The organism is Clostridium sp. AF23-6LB, assembly GCF_003461085.1.
Classification (GTDB): Bacteria; Bacillota; Clostridia; order Lachnospirales; family Lachnospiraceae; genus Coprococcus; species Coprococcus ammoniilyticus.
Genome location: NZ_QTWK01000001.1, coordinates 501,524 through 518,407, shown reverse-complemented (window position 1 = coordinate 518,407; position 16,884 = coordinate 501,524). Strand labels below are relative to the sequence as shown.

13 protein-coding genes and 1 riboswitch are annotated in these 16,884 nt (G+C 38.7%); all 13 genes read left to right on the top strand.

The window, feature by feature from the left end:
• Positions 1–15: 15 nt before the first annotated feature.
• The 13 genes from DWY07_RS02225 to DWY07_RS02165 all read left to right on the top strand — a co-directional run bounded on the left by DWY07_RS02225 (position 16) and on the right by DWY07_RS02165 (position 16,741).
• Positions 16–1,653, top strand: a complete 1,638-nt coding sequence (locus DWY07_RS02225) for a hypothetical protein (RefSeq protein ID WP_117822098.1) — start codon at positions 16–18, stop codon at positions 1,651–1,653.
• A 248-nt stretch (positions 1,654–1,901) separates the two neighbouring features.
• Entirely contained in the window at positions 1,902–2,249 is a 348-nt protein-coding gene (locus tag DWY07_RS02220) for a hypothetical protein (protein ID WP_117785668.1), read from the top strand.
• 96 nt (positions 2,250–2,345) lie between these two features.
• On the top strand, positions 2,346–4,313 hold the full coding sequence (locus DWY07_RS02215) for a hypothetical protein (protein WP_117785669.1): 1,968 nt from the start codon (positions 2,346–2,348) through the stop codon (positions 4,311–4,313).
• A 112-nt stretch (positions 4,314–4,425) separates the two neighbouring features.
• Complete coding sequence (locus DWY07_RS02210) at positions 4,426–5,217, top strand: transporter substrate-binding domain-containing protein (protein ID WP_021944958.1); 792 nt, start codon at positions 4,426–4,428, stop codon at positions 5,215–5,217.
• Positions 5,218–5,269: 52 nt separating this feature from the next.
• Entirely contained in the window at positions 5,270–5,956 is a 687-nt protein-coding gene (locus tag DWY07_RS02205) for an amino acid ABC transporter permease (RefSeq protein WP_117785671.1), read from the top strand.
• Between the two features lie 12 nt (positions 5,957–5,968).
• Positions 5,969–6,748 (top strand): amino acid ABC transporter ATP-binding protein, encoded by a 780-nt coding sequence (locus DWY07_RS02200; protein ID WP_021944957.1) that lies wholly within the window; start codon positions 5,969–5,971, stop codon positions 6,746–6,748.
• A gap of 156 nt (positions 6,749–6,904) precedes the next feature.
• Positions 6,905–7,738 carry a metallophosphoesterase gene (locus tag DWY07_RS02195; RefSeq protein ID WP_021944956.1) on the top strand — a complete coding sequence of 278 codons (834 nt, stop codon included), beginning with the start codon at positions 6,905–6,907 and terminating at the stop codon, positions 7,736–7,738.
• A 220-nt stretch (positions 7,739–7,958) separates the two neighbouring features.
• On the top strand, positions 7,959–8,861 hold the full coding sequence (locus DWY07_RS02190; protein WP_008402701.1) for a HAMP domain-containing sensor histidine kinase: 903 nt from the start codon (positions 7,959–7,961) through the stop codon (positions 8,859–8,861).
• A 257-nt stretch (positions 8,862–9,118) separates the two neighbouring features.
• On the top strand, positions 9,119–10,207 hold the full coding sequence (locus DWY07_RS02185) for an MFS transporter (RefSeq protein ID WP_008402700.1): 1,089 nt from the start codon (positions 9,119–9,121) through the stop codon (positions 10,205–10,207).
• Positions 10,208–10,401: 194 nt separating this feature from the next.
• Entirely contained in the window at positions 10,402–12,108 is a 1,707-nt protein-coding gene (locus DWY07_RS02180) for a bifunctional diguanylate cyclase/phosphodiesterase (RefSeq protein ID WP_008402697.1), read from the top strand.
• A 107-nt stretch (positions 12,109–12,215) separates the two neighbouring features.
• Positions 12,216–13,016, top strand: coding sequence for an SDR family NAD(P)-dependent oxidoreductase (locus DWY07_RS02175; RefSeq protein WP_008402696.1), 801 nt, complete (start codon positions 12,216–12,218; stop codon positions 13,014–13,016).
• A gap of 448 nt (positions 13,017–13,464) precedes the next feature.
• Positions 13,465–15,240, top strand: a complete 1,776-nt coding sequence (thrS, locus tag DWY07_RS02170) for a threonine--tRNA ligase (RefSeq protein ID WP_021944954.1) — start codon at positions 13,465–13,467, stop codon at positions 15,238–15,240.
• A 138-nt stretch (positions 15,241–15,378) separates the two neighbouring features.
• A riboswitch (NiCo riboswitch) is annotated at positions 15,379–15,473 on the top strand.
• Positions 15,474–15,601: 128 nt separating this feature from the next.
• Positions 15,602–16,741, top strand: coding sequence for a cation diffusion facilitator family transporter (locus DWY07_RS02165; protein WP_117822097.1), 1,140 nt, complete (start codon positions 15,602–15,604; stop codon positions 16,739–16,741).
• Positions 16,742–16,884: the final 143 nt, after the last annotated feature.

The following is a 16,884-nucleotide window of genomic DNA, read 5'->3' as shown; positions in this document are numbered from 1 at the left end:
AAAGGGGTGGTTACTATGATGAAGAATAAGGGTAAAAGATTAGTTGTTTTGTTAATAGCTGCATGTATGATCCTGTCTATGTTTTCCGGTATGACAGTATCCGCAGCAACGAATGCAGAAATATATGCAACAACCAACACAATCAAGAAAGTTGATGGAAAATATTATTATGTGAATGCATCCGGAAAAATGGATAAAAAGACTGGCTGGAAGAAAGTTGCCGGAAAATACACTTACTATGTTGGATCGAAAGGTAATGTTACTGTAAAGATCACTAAAGGAAAATATTATAAGTGGAGTGATGGTCAGTTTAAGAAGCAGCCAGTGAAGAAGAATAGTACAAAGACCATCAAAGGTAAAGCTTTTTATGTGAATAAAAATGGGAACATTGAGAAAAAAACTGGATGGAAAAAGATAGCCGGTAAGTATGCGTACTATGTAAATAGTAATGGTGTAGTATCTCTTAAAATTACCGGTGGAAATTATCAGAAGTGGAGTAATGGTCAGTTTAAGAAACAGTCCCTAGAAAAGTATAATGGAAAGATTATTATCATCGGAAAGAAAGCATTTTATGTGTCAGAAGATAAGATCGTGCGTAAAACAGGTTGGAAACGTGTTTCGGGTGCTAATTTGTCCAGTATAACGAATCCAAGGGGATACTATGTAGGAACAAAAGGCTCGGTTCTTTATAAGGAAACAGCAAAGGGGACATGTAAGATCACTTCTGCAGGTGAGGTATCTGATAAGCTTATGAAAAATGGTTGGAATGGATCTGTATTTGTAAAGAATGGAAAAGTGCAGATCAAAACGACTGTTACAGTAGGTGGATATATAAATGTATTTAATAAAGATGGAAAGAGAGTGACATTAAAAAAATCCGGCAACAAAATTGTTAGATCGGACACAAACGAACCAGTTACCACAAAAGGAGCTTATAAGGTTGGATCTGGTAGCAATAAGCAAACCTATTACGTTACAAATAACGGCAATATCAAGAAGAATGGAACAGTTACAGTCAATGGAGTAAAGTATACGGTTGACGCATCGGGAAAGTGTACAAAGGTAACTGAAAATGGTTCCGATAATAGTGATGGATCCGGTAATGATGGAGAACAGAATTCTGGTACGAATGGCAATCAAGAGCAGCAGTCTCATGTATGTAAGTGGAAGGTGGTTATGAACAGTAGTTTGTCACCGGTTAAGACCAATTATAAAGAACATGCTGCAGTTACCAAGATAGTCAACAAGAAGATCCGAGATGCTTACGATGAACCAATTTATAGTGAAGAACCTTGGTATGTATGTAATTCTTGTAGTAGAAGGGGAATTGACGATCAGGAATGCGCATACGAGACTTATGAGGAATTACTAGAGCATCACAAAGCCAATAATCATGGTGGAAATCATCTCATAAAGAAACTTTTACGCTATGAGCATCACGATGCAGTCTATGCAGACGTAGAAGAAGTAGTAGAAAAAGAATGGTCAGAGTGGGATCAAACATATAAATGTACTGAATGTGGAGATATCATGACAGAGCATGTAGTTAATAAGAATGGAGAGTTAATTTACACACCAAAAAAAAGTGGAGTGCTTGTTGACATTAATGGAAATGAGCAGGATAAGGTTACTGCTGGAGTATCGTATAAGTAATTTCCAGAACCAAGAAAACCAAGAAAACCTGGAAGTGGGATTTCAGGTGTGATATGATAGAATCAGTTCAATAGAACGATATAAGACCTCTACAGAAATGTGGAGGTTTTTTATTGCACAAAATTGAATATAACAAGGACGATGGTCATAGCTGCCGGAGGAATGATAAAGATTCTTCCAGATATGGTGCTTTGACACTCGTCCTTTTTTTATAAATAAAAATATTATTTTCAAAGGAGGACTGAAAGATGTTCAAAATGAAAAGACAGTGGAAAAGAATCATATCCACAATCATGGCTGCACTTATGGTAGTGACAGTCATTCCAAGCAGCTTTGGTTCATCATCGGCTGCTGAAATTGCAACACCGGGAGATGCTGATCAGACAGGATATGTCAAGATCGAAGCAAAACTGCCGGAATCTGATAAGAAAGGAGAAGATGTAACAGGTATTGTATATGAGGTATACAAAGATGCTTCCTGCAAAGATGAAGTAGGCGCATTTGTATTATCCTGTGATGGTAAGGCTTACAATTCTTTTATTGTACGATATCGGCGAAAGGTGGACAATTTTTGTTGTAAAGGGGGTGATTATTAGAAATAAAGGGTTAGATTATTTTCTTATACAAACACATAATTTATTTAAACAATGAACAAGAAATGATAATATATGTCATATAAAGGAGGATTATTTATGTTAAGAAATATAAAAGAAAAAATTAAAAATGTGCTTTGCGACCTTATTTATAGACTGGGGCAACTAATTATGTTTTTTATTGATATTGTGTTACATCCAATAAAAAACATTTCATGTATTTTTATAGTAGTTTTATATGTTTTATTAGAAAAAACAAATATACATAAATTAAGCGGAAAAGATATGTTTCTTTTTTCGGCAGGGATGGTTACTGTATTGACATTTATTGTATCTTTTTTACAAAGTGTGACAGTAGAATCTAATAATAAGGAAAAATTTTATTTTGGATATAACTTAAAAAGAAATTTGTACAATAATTTTTGGATAAAAAGATTATATGAAATGAATATTAAATTATTTCTTTGGCTTATATTCATAATACCATGTTTAAGAATAGCAACCAACTATCATTATGAATATACGATATTGAATAATTTTATTGATTTTATCAAGAAGAAGGAAAATAATTTATATTGTATTTGGGTGTCTATTATTGTTGTAGTGTGTATTTATTTTGCCGCAATTCTGATTGAATCCATTGATATTACTAAAAATAAATTTAGATTAAGTAATTTTTATGCTGCTAGGAATGAGATGACAAAAAATATAATAGAGTTAGAAGTCGAAAAAGAATACAGAAATTATTTTAAAAACGCATTAAATAATAGTGTTGAACGGTTTTATAATTTTTATAACCAGATAAATGTATATAACCTAATGAGATATATATTTAGGAGAGCTAACGAGGTAACAGATACACAAGATGAGTTTAATGAATATTTAAACCATGTCTTTAACGCAGAAAACGATTGTGTAGATGAAATATTTATAAAAATTGATGATCTTATTAAGTCAATTTGTAAAATTAAAAATCCCTATATAAAAAAAATAAAAGTTCGTTCACTCAAAAAATATTTAAAAAAATTAAAAAGTTACTATGTAAAAAAATGGAATAGTATAAAACAGTCATCGTATTATAAGTATTCATTTTTAGCAATATGTAAAATTATTAACAATGATTTAATAGGAGTTACTGATTTAGAGGATAAATTTATAAACAAGATCGAAGATGAAGATATTAAAAAGATTTATAAGGATTTATTTGAAGATGATTGCTCAAATGAAATGATATTTAGGGATAGTAAAATGGTAGGAAATATATGTATATCTCGCATAATTGCTGTTTTAATTGAAATGTGTAAGAAGAAAGAAATGTATGAAGAATTAAATTTTAATAATGATATATATATAATTTTTAATACCCTTAATCTTCGTCATGATTTGAAGAATTATATTTCAAAGGTGTTTGAATACATATTTGATTATATCTTGAAATGTGAGAATAGAAATAATAACTTTACAAAGGAGTTTTGTAATATATTAAAATCAAATTATTGTGATCAATATAAATATATTATAAATGAAGCTAAAAAATGCAGTTATAAAGAAATTATGAGTGGCAATAATATTTCAGATTTTCAGCTTAGCTGGTTATTATCTTTACTTAATAATAATGATGTCGTTGTCGCTTTAATCTTTGGTTTAGCTTATGCAGAAAGATCTGGAAAAGATTATATGTCAGTTAGCGCATATAAGATTTGGGGAGAGAAGATAAATAAGTTGATATATAAGAATATCTTAGGTGAGCTTAATGATGATAGATATATAGATGAAATAATTAAAAAGATAGAGGAGTCCTATGTTTCGCATTTTATATATCCGAAATTTATTAAGTGGTTGTGTAAATCTCTTTTTGTTAATTTTGATTCTGTTATGTATCATGAATTTAAGGAATTAGGTGATAAAGGCATAAGAAATAATTTTGGCTTATGTAGTTATATGATTTTACGAAGTTTATTACGTGGTAAAGCAAATATATATAATAGCTTATTATTTACAGAAGATGAAAATAAGGAAATACAAAAAGAATTGCTACCAATTAAAGAAATAATACTGCTACCATAATAAACCACAAGATTACGTTTGACTTTATTGTGATAAACTGTTACTATGTTATCGTGTTGCGCCCGGAAGGGGCAGACATATATCTTTTAATTATATTCAGGAGGAAATAATCATGAAAAAGTTAGTAGCACTGGTTTTAGTAGCAGTAATGGGACTTTCTATGGTTGGCTGTGGAAAGAAAGATTCATCAAATGACTCAAAGAGTGATCTGGAATACGTAAAGGAAAAGGGAACTCTTGTTGTTGGTGTTACAGATTTCGCACCAATGGATTACAAAGACGACTCAGGTAACTGGATTGGATTTGATGCAGACATGGCATCCGCATTTGCTGAGAGCATCGGCGTGAAAGCAGAATTCGTAGAGATAGACTGGGACAACAAGATCATGGAGCTTGATGGTAAGACAATCGACTGTGTATGGAACGGTATGACACTTACAGACGAGGTTACAAGTTCAATGGCATGTTCTGATGCATACTGCAACAATGCACAGGTAGTAATCGTGCCACAGGACAAGGCAGATCAGTACCAGACAGTAGACAGCATTAAGGAACTTACATTTGCTGTAGAAGCAGGAAGTGCCGGAGAAGATCAGGCAAAGGAACTTGGACTTAATTATACAGCAGTGAAGGCACAGTCAGATGCACTTATGGAAGTTGCAGCAGGAACATCTGATGCAGCAATTATCGATTCCCTTATGGCAGCAGCTATGGTAGGTGAAGGCACAGGCTATGCAAATCTTACATATACAGTAGGCCTTAACAGTGAGGAATATGGTGTAGGTTTCAGAAAAGATTCTGATCTTGCAGCAGAGCTTAACAAGTTTTTCAAAGACAGCAAGGCTGATGGATCTATGGAGAAATGTGCAGAGAAGTACAAGGTACAGGCAGCACTTACAGAGTAATTAACAGACTATAAGACGGTTATTTTGATTATTACTTAGAGAGAAAATTATTATGGATTTGTTTTTTGAACAGCTCCCAATTGTACTTGGGGCGCTTAATACAGGATTTATTCAAACTTTAAAATTGTTCTTTGTGACCTTGCTTGGTGCATTTCCACTGGGACTTTTAATAGCATTTGGCTCTATGTCAAAGTTTAAGCCACTCAGCTATCTTATGAAATTTATCGTGTGGATCGTTCGAGGCACACCTCTGATGATCCAGATGCTTATCATCTATTATTTTCCGGGACTTGTATTCCATAACCCGATCTGGGGCGGTGGCGAAGGCGGAAGATTCGTGGCAGCATCGGTATCGTTCATCGTGAATTATGCCTGCTATTTTTCAGAGATATATCGTGGAGGAATTCAGGGAATTCCTGTTGGACAGGAGGAAGCAGGTCTGGTGCTTGGTATGACTCCAAAACAGATATTCTTCAAGGTTAAGCTTCTTCAGATGATAAAGAAGATCGTACCTGCAATGTCCAACGAGATCATTACGCTGGTTAAGGATACATCACTTGCACGTATCATTGCGTTGCAGGAGATTATCTGGGCAGGACAGGCGTTCATGAAAGGTTCACAGGGAATCTCAGGTGCGATATGGCCATTGTTCTTCTGCGCATTCTATTATCTGATCTGGAATGGTGTACTTACTGTTTTACTTGGAAAATTAGAGAAGAAACTGGATTTCTTCAGATAGAGGAGGAGCTGTATGGCGATATTAGAGGTTGAACATATAAAAAAGAAGTTTGGTAAGACCGATGTACTTAAGGATATCAGCTTCTCATTAGAGCAGGGAGAGGTTCTGTCGATCATAGGATCATCAGGAAGTGGTAAGACTACATTGCTTCGCTGCCTGAATTTCCTTGAAATGCCGGATAACGGAATTATCCGTGTAAATAATGAGATCCTTCTCGATACGGATAAGCCGGAGACACTTAAGGAGTCGGAGGTTCGGAAGAAACGGTTGCACTTTGGACTGGTATTTCAGTCATTTAATCTGTTCCCGCAGTACACAGCACTTCAGAATGTTATGCTGGCAAGGGAGCTTCTGGCAAAGGAAAGACCGGACTATAAGGCAAATAAAAAGAACATACTGGATGAGATAAGAGTACAGGGCGAAGATCTTCTGCGTCAGATGGGACTAGGAGACCGGATGAACAATTATCCACATCAGTTATCAGGCGGGCAGTGTCAGCGAGTTGCGATCGCAAGAGCACTTGCTATGCAGCCGGATATCCTGTGTTTTGATGAACCGACATCAGCTCTTGATCCGGAGCTTACCGGCGAAGTGCTGAAGGTTCTCAGAAATCTTGCAGATAAAAAGACAACGATGATAATTGTCACTCATGAGATGGCATTTGCAAGAGACGTAGCCAGTCAGGTTATATTCATGGATGATGGATATATACTTGAGCAGGGCAGACCGGAAGAGGTATTTGACAATCCGGAGCAGGAACGTACAAAGCAGTTTTTATCATCATATTCATAATTATTTATTTGACGCACGACAAATGATTTTATATCCTATAAGAGGAATAAAATTTGCCGTGCGTTATTTTTTGTATCAAAATATTATAGGCAGGAAGTATCGCAGGGTAAAGACGATAGATAAAAGATGGGAGCGGTTATTTGTGACCGTGAATAGATGAAGATGAAAAAAATACCACACAAAAAGATTATCATTCTGATGCTTATAATCATTATTTTGATTCCGTTTTGCCTGTTTCAGAATAAGCATCTGGTAATTACCACATATACATATGAATCAGAAAAGCTTGGCGCAGATCTCGATGGATACCGGATCGTACAGATATCGGATCTACACAACGCTGAATTTGGAAAAGAGAATAAGAAGCTGTTAGAAACCATACGAAGCTGTTCGCCGGATATCATTGTTATTACCGGGGATCTGGTGGATTCTAATCATACAAATGTGGAACGTGCGGTAGCATTTGTGAAAGAAGCAGTGAAGATCGCACCGGTATATTATGTGACCGGCAACCATGAATATTGGCTTGAGCCATCGGAAAATGAACAGATGATGCAGGGGATTCTTGCTGCCGGAGCATGTGATCTGGATGATGAAGCCGTCTGCATTGAAAAAGGGGATTCCTCTTTTATGTTGGCAGGGTTAGATGATCAGCACTTAAGTGATGAGACATTAAAGAATCTGCTTCAGGAGCAGAAAAATGAATTATCCATCGTACTTGCGCATGAGCCACAGTACCTTCAGAACTATGCAAATGCCGGAGCTGATCTTGTCTTGACCGGACATGCACATGGAGGACAGATCAGACTTCCATTTGTCGGGGGAATCGTTGCACCCGATCAGGGATTTTTACCGGAATACACATCAGGAAAATATAACCGCGCAGATACAGAAATGATAGTCAGCAGGGGACTTGGCAACAGCATAATTCCGGTTCGCCTGTTCAATTATCCGGAGGTTGTGTGCGTAGAGCTTAGATGTAAAAACTAACGATTTATGGAGAAACAATATGCCAAAGCTACTTGTGATTGAAGATGACAGAGAGATCAATCATCTCATCTGTGAATATATGGCGGAAACCGGACAAAGATAAAGAAATATGACGACCGGGAATACATAGAAATCATATGTGTTATCATATAATAGCTATAAGAAAAGATGGTTCAATTAGGGTGTTGGATCTTTGATAGCCTGAGGAGAATTTGTATACATGGATAAATGGTATATCATAATTTCAGGACTGTTGCTTTTACTGGCAGCAGTCCTTTTTATACGTTTGATACAATATAAAAGACAGATGCGGATATTTGCAGCCAAGCTTCAGAAACGCTTGCATGGAGGAGTGGATCAGGAGATCCATGTGGAATATTTTGATCGTGACATCGTAGCTCTTGCAAAAGCGTTAAATGATTATTCGGATCAGATCAAGGAGAGAAACCGTGCGCTGGAGCAGGACAGAACCAGACTGAAAAATGTGATCGCAGGCATTTCTCATGATTTCAGAACACCCCTTACAGCAGTAAAAGGATATCTGCAGTTGATGAAAAAAGGTGGACGCATAGACGACCGGGATATGGAATATCTGGATATCGCGATCGCAAAGACAGAGTATCTCCGTGTGTTGTCGGATGCATTTTTTGAGGTATCTTATGCAGAGGCAAAGGATGAAGCCATTGACATCAGGAATATAGATGTGGCAAGAACTTTGACAGCACTTGTGCTGGAGCAGTATGAATGGATTCAGGAGTCCGGGATTCAGGCAGCATTTGACATACCGGAAAGTGTAGTCTGGGTTCAGAGCAACGAGAAAGTGCTGAACCGGATATTTACAAATTTCTTTTCTAATGCCAGAAAATATGCGGATACCAGAATCAGCGTCTGCTTACAACAGGATGCGGACGGAGTATCCATTACATTCACGAATGACATAGAGGCTGACAATGAGATCGATATCGACCATGTATTTGACGCCTTCTACCGTGGCAATTCCCGCCGGGAGGAAGGCGCAGGACTTGGTTTATATGTTGTAAAATGCCTGGCCGATAAGCTGGGGCATGTGGTTTCAGCAGAGGTAAAAGATAAGCAGTTTTCGGTAATGCTGCGAATAAAGTGAGTTTTTATACCCTTGCAAATGAAGGCAGGATATGCTATCCTAACCGTACAATTCTATGAGTTGATATTGAAAGGATTAAGATTATGTTCTGGAAAATGACAAATCTACAACTGAAAAAAGGTTATACATGTGTTCCTTACGGGGATAGTGCGCCTTTTTTTAGAACAAGTCATATATCAGAACAATGATATAAAACGTAATAAAAAAGTACACTATCTCCTTATCCATTTAAGAAAAATAGATAAGGAGATTTTTTTATGAACACAATTAGAAAACAAATAGGATATTTATACACATCATCCGTCCTTGGAAATTTATCTTTAACAGGGGCTTGGGTGGCAATATTGGCTGCCAGAGGATATAGTTTGGTCGAAATAGGTTTTGTGGAAACGGTCTTTCATGTAACCAGCATTATTTTTGAGATACCGTCAGGAATATTTGCGGATGTATTTGGAAGAAAAAATATGTTGATTGTGAGCAGTATTTTACGAATGATTGCAAATGTTGTTATGATCGCATCAGGGAATTTGTTTACGATATGTCTGTCTATTGCACTTCATGCGATGAGTTACAATTTTTCATCAGGATCGGGAGATGCTTTAGCATATGATTCTTTAAAAATCTATGGAGAAGAATCCTATTATGCAAAATATGAATCAGATCAGTTGAGTATATACCGTTTGTGTAATGGAATATCAACTTTGTGTGCAGGATTTGCGTTATACATTGGTTATAGAGCCGCATATGGAACGGATATTTTAATGTGTCTGGTTCAGATATTTGTTTTAAATAGAATATGGGAACATAGAGAACACAGGGATCATAAGGCAAATACAATTGTCCGTGCATTGGTTGACTGCTGGTGGGAAAGTATTCAGTTTCTAAAGGATGCAAGGAGAGCAATAGTTTTGATGTTGGTAAATTCGCTGGTAGGAGCAGGGGATATTTTACTGTTATTTTTCTTACAGGCTAAGCTGCCGGAGAGTGGAATCCCAAATGCCTTGCTTGGAATGGCACTCTTTATTATGGAACTTGGAGGAATCCTTGGAGCAAGGGTGATTCTGTTGTGTGATCGTTTACGGTACAGAACAGTATTTGTATTAACCGGATTCCTTGTTCTTCTTGGTATAGCAGTGGAACATTCTGGTAATTATGTGATTATGACATTAGGTGGATTTATTGCGGCATTTAGTGATGATGCATTACAGGTAAGAACAAATACGATACTTCAGAATATGTTCCCTTCGGAACAGAGGGCAACATTGATCTCTATGGAATCTTTTACATTTTCCATGATCATGATCGTGTTGTCACCGCTTACAGGTATTCTATTTTCATGGTGGTAATTGTAACACCTGTATATTTGTCATATAAGAAATAACGCCTGTCATGTGATTTCCAACCTGTTCAAAATCTATCAAAAAACTATCTTTTTTCCCATAAAAGTGAAAAGCATGTTATAATAAACACATGATTGTTTGTATGTAAAATAATAGTTTTGTGGTGTATAGAGTAGTAAAGATGAGAGGGAGGATCACCCGTGACAGTGGATGATATCAGAGAGAGAATTAAGAAAAAAGATATAGAACTGTATGTACAGGAATTACTACAGTTTGAGAATACATTTGATGGATTCAAAAAGGCGATCGAACCTCTGGCTGAGCGGCTTAAGATCGGCAGGGTAGCGGGACATTTGCACATTGAGGCAAATATCAAATCTGTACAGGATGAAGATCGTCATGATGTATTCTATGCCGGGGATGGCTTGTATTCCGAGAAAGGCAAATATCAGAAGACATTTCAAGCGGTAGAAAACGGATATTGTGAGCTTACGGCATTCCCATATGAAAATGTAGAATGGAGCGAGGAAGAAAAAGAAGATATAGCTCTTCTCCTTGAGGTTTTATATCTTCATGTGACGAGATCCAGACTGATCCGTAAGACAAGAGAATATTCGTATTGTAATCTGATCACGATGCTCCCTAACAGTGCAGGCTTTGTCAGGATCATACAGCAGCATTTGCAGGATCAGACGATCTGTCAGTACAACGGCTTTTATTTTAACCTGAAAAGCTTTGGACTGCTCAGCTATAAGTATGGTGGTGCAGAAGGTGATCTGATGATCAAGCGTTATGCAGTCGCTGTCAGAAAATGGCTGGCAGAGGACGAGACACTGGCGCATCTGGGCGGAGATAATTTCATGGCGCTGGTCAAGAAAAGCAGAACGGCAGAGTTCCTTCATCTTCTGGAAAAGGTTGAGGTAACAGCAAAGTATATGGGACGGGTCGTTCCGGTATATATAGCGGCAGCGGCAGGTGCCTATGAGATAACGGCAAAGGACAGAGATCCCGGAAATATTATGAATGGTTTGTCGATTGCCGTCAGTTATGCCAGACAGCACAAGCTTCCGTATGCGTTTTTAACGGACAAGATGCTGGAAGAAACAGTAGATGTTCAGCGGATGGAACAGATGCTTCCTGAGGCGTTGGAGAAACGGGAATTTCAGGTGTATTATCAGCCGAAGGTTGATATCCGGACAGGTCAGATCGTAGGTACAGAGGCACTTGCAAGATGGATTCATAACGGAGAAGTGATACAACCATTTCGGTTTATTCCGACCATGGAGAGGAATGGATTTATCATTCATCTGGATCTGTATATTCTGAAGCGGGTCTGTGAGGCTATAAATGAATGGATTGAGAAAGGGTATAAGCTTGTTCCGATATCTGTGAATATATCGAGAAATGATATTTCCGGGGTTGGGCATGATCCACGGATGTTGGCGGAACGAATTATAAGGATCATAAAAGAGTATGATATTGATCCAAAGTATATCATCATAGAAGTAACAGAGACGACAGAAGCGAGTGAACAGAAGGATCTGTATGACTTTATCAAGAATATGTCAGAAGCAGGTATTGCGACATCAATTGATGACTTTGGTACAGGCTGTTCGACCTTGAGTGTTCTTCGGGATTTCCCGGTAAACGAGATTAAGATCGATCGGTCATTTATCAATCATGAGGCATTTTCAACACAGGATCAGATCATTATTAAGAGTATCATTCAGATGGCAAGACAGTTGAATCTGAATGTCATAACCGAGGGAGTTGAGACGGAGGAGCAGGCAAGATTTCTTCTGGAACTTGGCTGTAACCATGCACAGGGCTATCTGTATGATAAACCATTAGAACAGAGTGCATTTGAAAGCAGGCTGTCAGTGGGAGGATATGATCGAAAGATATAGAAGATAATGAGCATTATATATGATACAAACGGACTGGGACATTTGTATAAGGCCGGAAAGCAGTCTGAAGGTATCGGATTTCAAATAATATAAGGAGAAAACAGAAAATGGGATTTTTAACAGGTAAAACAGTTATTGTCACAGGTGGAGGACGTGCCGTATTAAGTGATGGCAGATGTGGTTCGATCGGTTACGGTATCGCTACAGCATATGCAAAAGAAGGCGCAAATGTCGTGATCACAGGACGAAATGTGAAGAAGTTGGAAGATGCAAAGGAAGAACTGGAACGCTTATATGGTATAAAGGTTCTGGCTGTTGCAGCAGATGTATCTGCCGGTGCGGATAATGAGGCAGTTGTTGCAAATGTTGTAAAGCAGACGATCGATACATTTGGCAGTATCGACGTATTGGTTAATAATGCACAGGCATCGGCATCCGGTGTTCCGCTTGCTGACCATACAACAGATCAGTTTAATCTGGCATTATATTCCGGACTGTATGCAACCTTCTATTATATGAAAGCGTGCTATCCATATCTGAAAGAGAGCAAGGGATCCGTTATCAACTTTGCATCCGGTGCAGGACTGTTCGGTAACTTTGGACAGTGTGCGTATGCAGCAGCAAAAGAAGGAATTCGTGGACTTACAAGAGTTGCAGCAACAGAATGGGCAAAGGATGGCGTAAATGTAAATATCATCTGCCCGCTTGCATGGACAGCACAGTTAGAACAGTTCAAGAATGCATATCCGGATGCATTTGACAAGAATGTTCATACACCTCCGATGGGTCATTTCGGTGATTCAGAGCTTGAGATCGGACGTGTATGTGTACAGCTTGCATCCCCTGATTTCAAATATATGACAGGAGAGACGATCACTCTGGAAGGCGGACTTGGACAGAGACCATAGTCTTAGGTATTAACGGAAAATCTTTAGATCATTCAATAAGAAAAAAATGATAATAAAACCGGAAAAAGCTACTTGACAGTGCGGAACAGTTGAAATATACTTTGAATAACGTGTTGATGAGAACAGTACTGAACGAAGAATCTACAGAGAGAGATACATTTGGTGGAAGTATCTTAGAGGAGTCATTCAGGAAGACCAGCTCTGAGCGGCCCTAATCCGGTCCGGTGATTCCGTTATCATCATGAATGAGATATTTCCACAGGAAATAAAAAGGGTGGAACCGCGATATAAGAATTATAATCGCCCCTTGTATAGATGAAAAAACGTCTGTACAGGGGCGTTTTTTGTGCAATAGACAAAGAAACAGAAGGATTCCTGTACAAATAATTATCGGACATTGTACCATTGGGTGGGATGTCAGTTCAGGTAAAAGAAAGGAAATAAGAAAATGGTAGATTTTAAAGCAGACGAGAGATTAAATACGCTCAATCATTCCTGCGCCCATGTTATGGCACAGGCCGTAAAGCATTTGTATCCACATGCAAAGTTCTGGGTTGGACCGGTTGTAAAAGAAGGTTTCTATTATGATATCGACCTTGGCGATGATGTTGTAAACGATGATGTGATCGCAGCTATCGAAAAAGAAATGAAGAAGATCTGTAAAGAGGGCAAGAAGATTTACAGACGTGAGGTTACAAAGGCAGAAGCACTTGAAATGTTCAAGGATGATTTCTACAAGCTGGATCTGATCGAAGGCTTAGAGGATGGAAATATTACAGTTTACGATCAGGGAGATTTCACAGATCTCTGTCGCGGACCACACGTTGATAACACAAAATTATGCAAGAACTTCAAGTTAGTAAAATATTCCGGTGTATACTGGAAGGGTGATGCCAAGAACCATGTAATGCAGAGAATCTATGGTGTATGCTTCCCTACAGCAGAAGAACTGGAAGAACATCTGAAGTTATTAGAGGAAGCAAAAGACCGTGACCACAGAAAGATCGGTAAAGAGATGAATCTGTTCATGTCAGATGATCTGGTTGGACGTGGACTTCCTATGTTCCTTCCAAAGGGTTATATCGTATGGCAGGAGCTTGAAAATTATATCAAGAACAAGGAAAGAAAGCTTGGCTACCGTCATGTTATGACTCCTTGTGTTGGTACGGTAAATCTTTATAAGACATCCGGTCACTGGGATCATTACAAAGACAATATGTTCCCTGCAATGGAAGTTGAGGGTGAGTCTTTCGTGCTTCGTCCAATGAACTGCCCGCATCATATGATGATCTATGCAAACAAAATGCATTCCTATAAAGATCTTCCGATTCGTATCGGCGAGATCGCACATGATTTCCGTTTCGAAGCCAGTGGTACTTTAAAAGGAATCGAGAGAGGCAGGCATTTCTGTCAGAACGATGCCCATCTGTTTGTAACACCGGAGCAGATTGAATCTGAATTCAAGCAGGTTGTTGACTTGATCTTCGACACCTATAAGGATTTCAATATCACAGATTATCGTTGTGTTCTGTCCTTAAGAGATCCTGAGGATAAGGTGAAATATCATGATGACGATGAGATGTGGAATACAGCGGAGGACGCACTCCGTAAAGTGTTGGATGATATCGGTATCGAATACACAGAAGAGATCGGTGAAGCAGCATTCTATGGTCCAAAGCTTGATGTAAATGTTAAGCCGGCGATCGGAAATGAATATACATTATCTACATGCCAGCTTGACTTCTGTCTTCCTGCAAAATTCAACCTGACATATATTGATAAGGATGGTACAAAGAAGACTCCTGTCGTTCTTCACAGAGCAATCCTTGGTTCCTTAGATCGTTTCATGGCATACATTCTGGAGGAGACAAAGGGAAATCTGCCACTTTGGTTAGCACCGGTACAGGCCAGAATCCTTCCTGTAAAGAATGAAGATGAGGAATTAAATGCATATGCACATGAGTTGTATGATTTCTTAGATGATAACAACATCCGTGTTGAGATTGATGAACGTGCAGAGAAGCTTGGCTATCGTGTAAGAGCTGCTCAGGTTGAGAAGGTTCCGTATCTGATCATCCTTGGTAAGAATGAGGTAAATGATAAGACTGTCAGCTACAGACTTCATGGTGAGCAGAAGACAACAACTGTTCCTATGGATGAGTTCCTTGCAATGCTTCAGGATGAGATCAAGACCAAGAAGTTGAATCCTGCCGCATCCAAGTAATACAGAGTACAAATAAGGATAAGCCGCCGGAAGCAGATTTCCGGTGGCAGATCCTTCAAAATATCAGAAACCGGCACTTGATGTATGGATAACCGCATGCTATAATGTATCAATACTTTTTGCACTGCATATCAATCTACAGTACAAACTGAGCAGGCGGTGGGATGACCACAGGGCCGGGCCACACAGGGTGGCAGCAGATAAAGAATGAATTTATGATCTGCGGGACAGTAGTTACTATTTGTTCCGCAGGTTTTTTATTATTCCGGCTACAGCCGGTCAGAGATAATTCTATTAATCTGATGGAAAGATTATTAATTGCGTTGCATAAAGTTATCTTATATATGCGGAGGTAACTATTATGGCACAAGAAAATCAGGATTCTAAGAAAAGGGCAGCGGTCGGTAAGATGACCGGTTTCATAGGGGTATTGTGTAACCTGCTGTTGGCAGGCAGCAAGCTTGTGATCGGAAAGTTGGCCGCATCTACATCAATTACTGCAGATGGATTGAACAATCTGTCAGATGCAGCAAGTTCCATCGTAACATTACTCGGATTTAAGCTGGCAGAGAAGCCGGCAGACAAAGAACATCCATACGGACATGCGAGATTTGAATATCTGGCAAGTCTGGTTGTGGCTACTATGATCCTTGTGATCGGATTTGAATTGGCAAAGACATCGGTACTCAAGCTGATCCATCCGGCATCAATCGAATTTTCCATGCTGATGATCATTGTGCTGATCGGTTCGATCCTGGTAAAACTCTGGATGATGTTCTTTTATCGTAAGATGGGAGATAAGATTCAGTCAAATACCTTATTTGCTGCAGCCGCAGACAGCAGAAATGATGTGCTGACAACAGCTGCGGTTCTTGCCGCAACAGTTGTAGAACATATCAGCGGATGGAAAATAGATGGTCTTATGGGTGGGCTGGTATCTGTTTTTATCATTGTAAGCGGAATTTCGCTTGCAAAGGATACAATCTCTCCGCTTCTTGGAGAAGGTGCAAATACCGGTTTGCGGGAACAGCTTATTGGATATATAAGCAGCTGTCCGTTGGTACTTGGCTGCCATGACCTGTTGGTACATGATTATGGACCGGGCAGACAGTATGCAAGTATTCATGTGGAGATCGATAAGAAGATCGATCCAATGGTGTGTCATGATGAGATTGACCGCATCGAACGGGAATGCCTGAACCGATTTGGTGTGCATATGGTTATTCATTATGATCCGGTTATTACGGACGATGCAGAGCTCGATCAGATACATCATCAGGTACTTGATATCTTGCAGCAAATAGATGCAGAAATAACAATCCATGATTTCCGCGTACACACTCATGGTGGAAAGAAAGAACTTGTTTTTGATATGGTTGTTCCATCGGAATGGCAGGGGCAGGAAAAGAATATCGTACGGGAACTAACGGAACGGTTGCAAGAAGAAAACAAAGAGACATATTTGATAAAAATTACGTTTGACCTTGAGGACAGGGCGTAGTACATTAACAGAATAGTTTACACTGGGGGAATATTGGAAGACAGGGAACAAGAGGTATTAAGAGAACTTCTGAAATAGACGGCTGCCGGCAGATAAAAATCTGCCGGCAGTTTTGGTATGCCATAATCTGATTTTAAATAAAG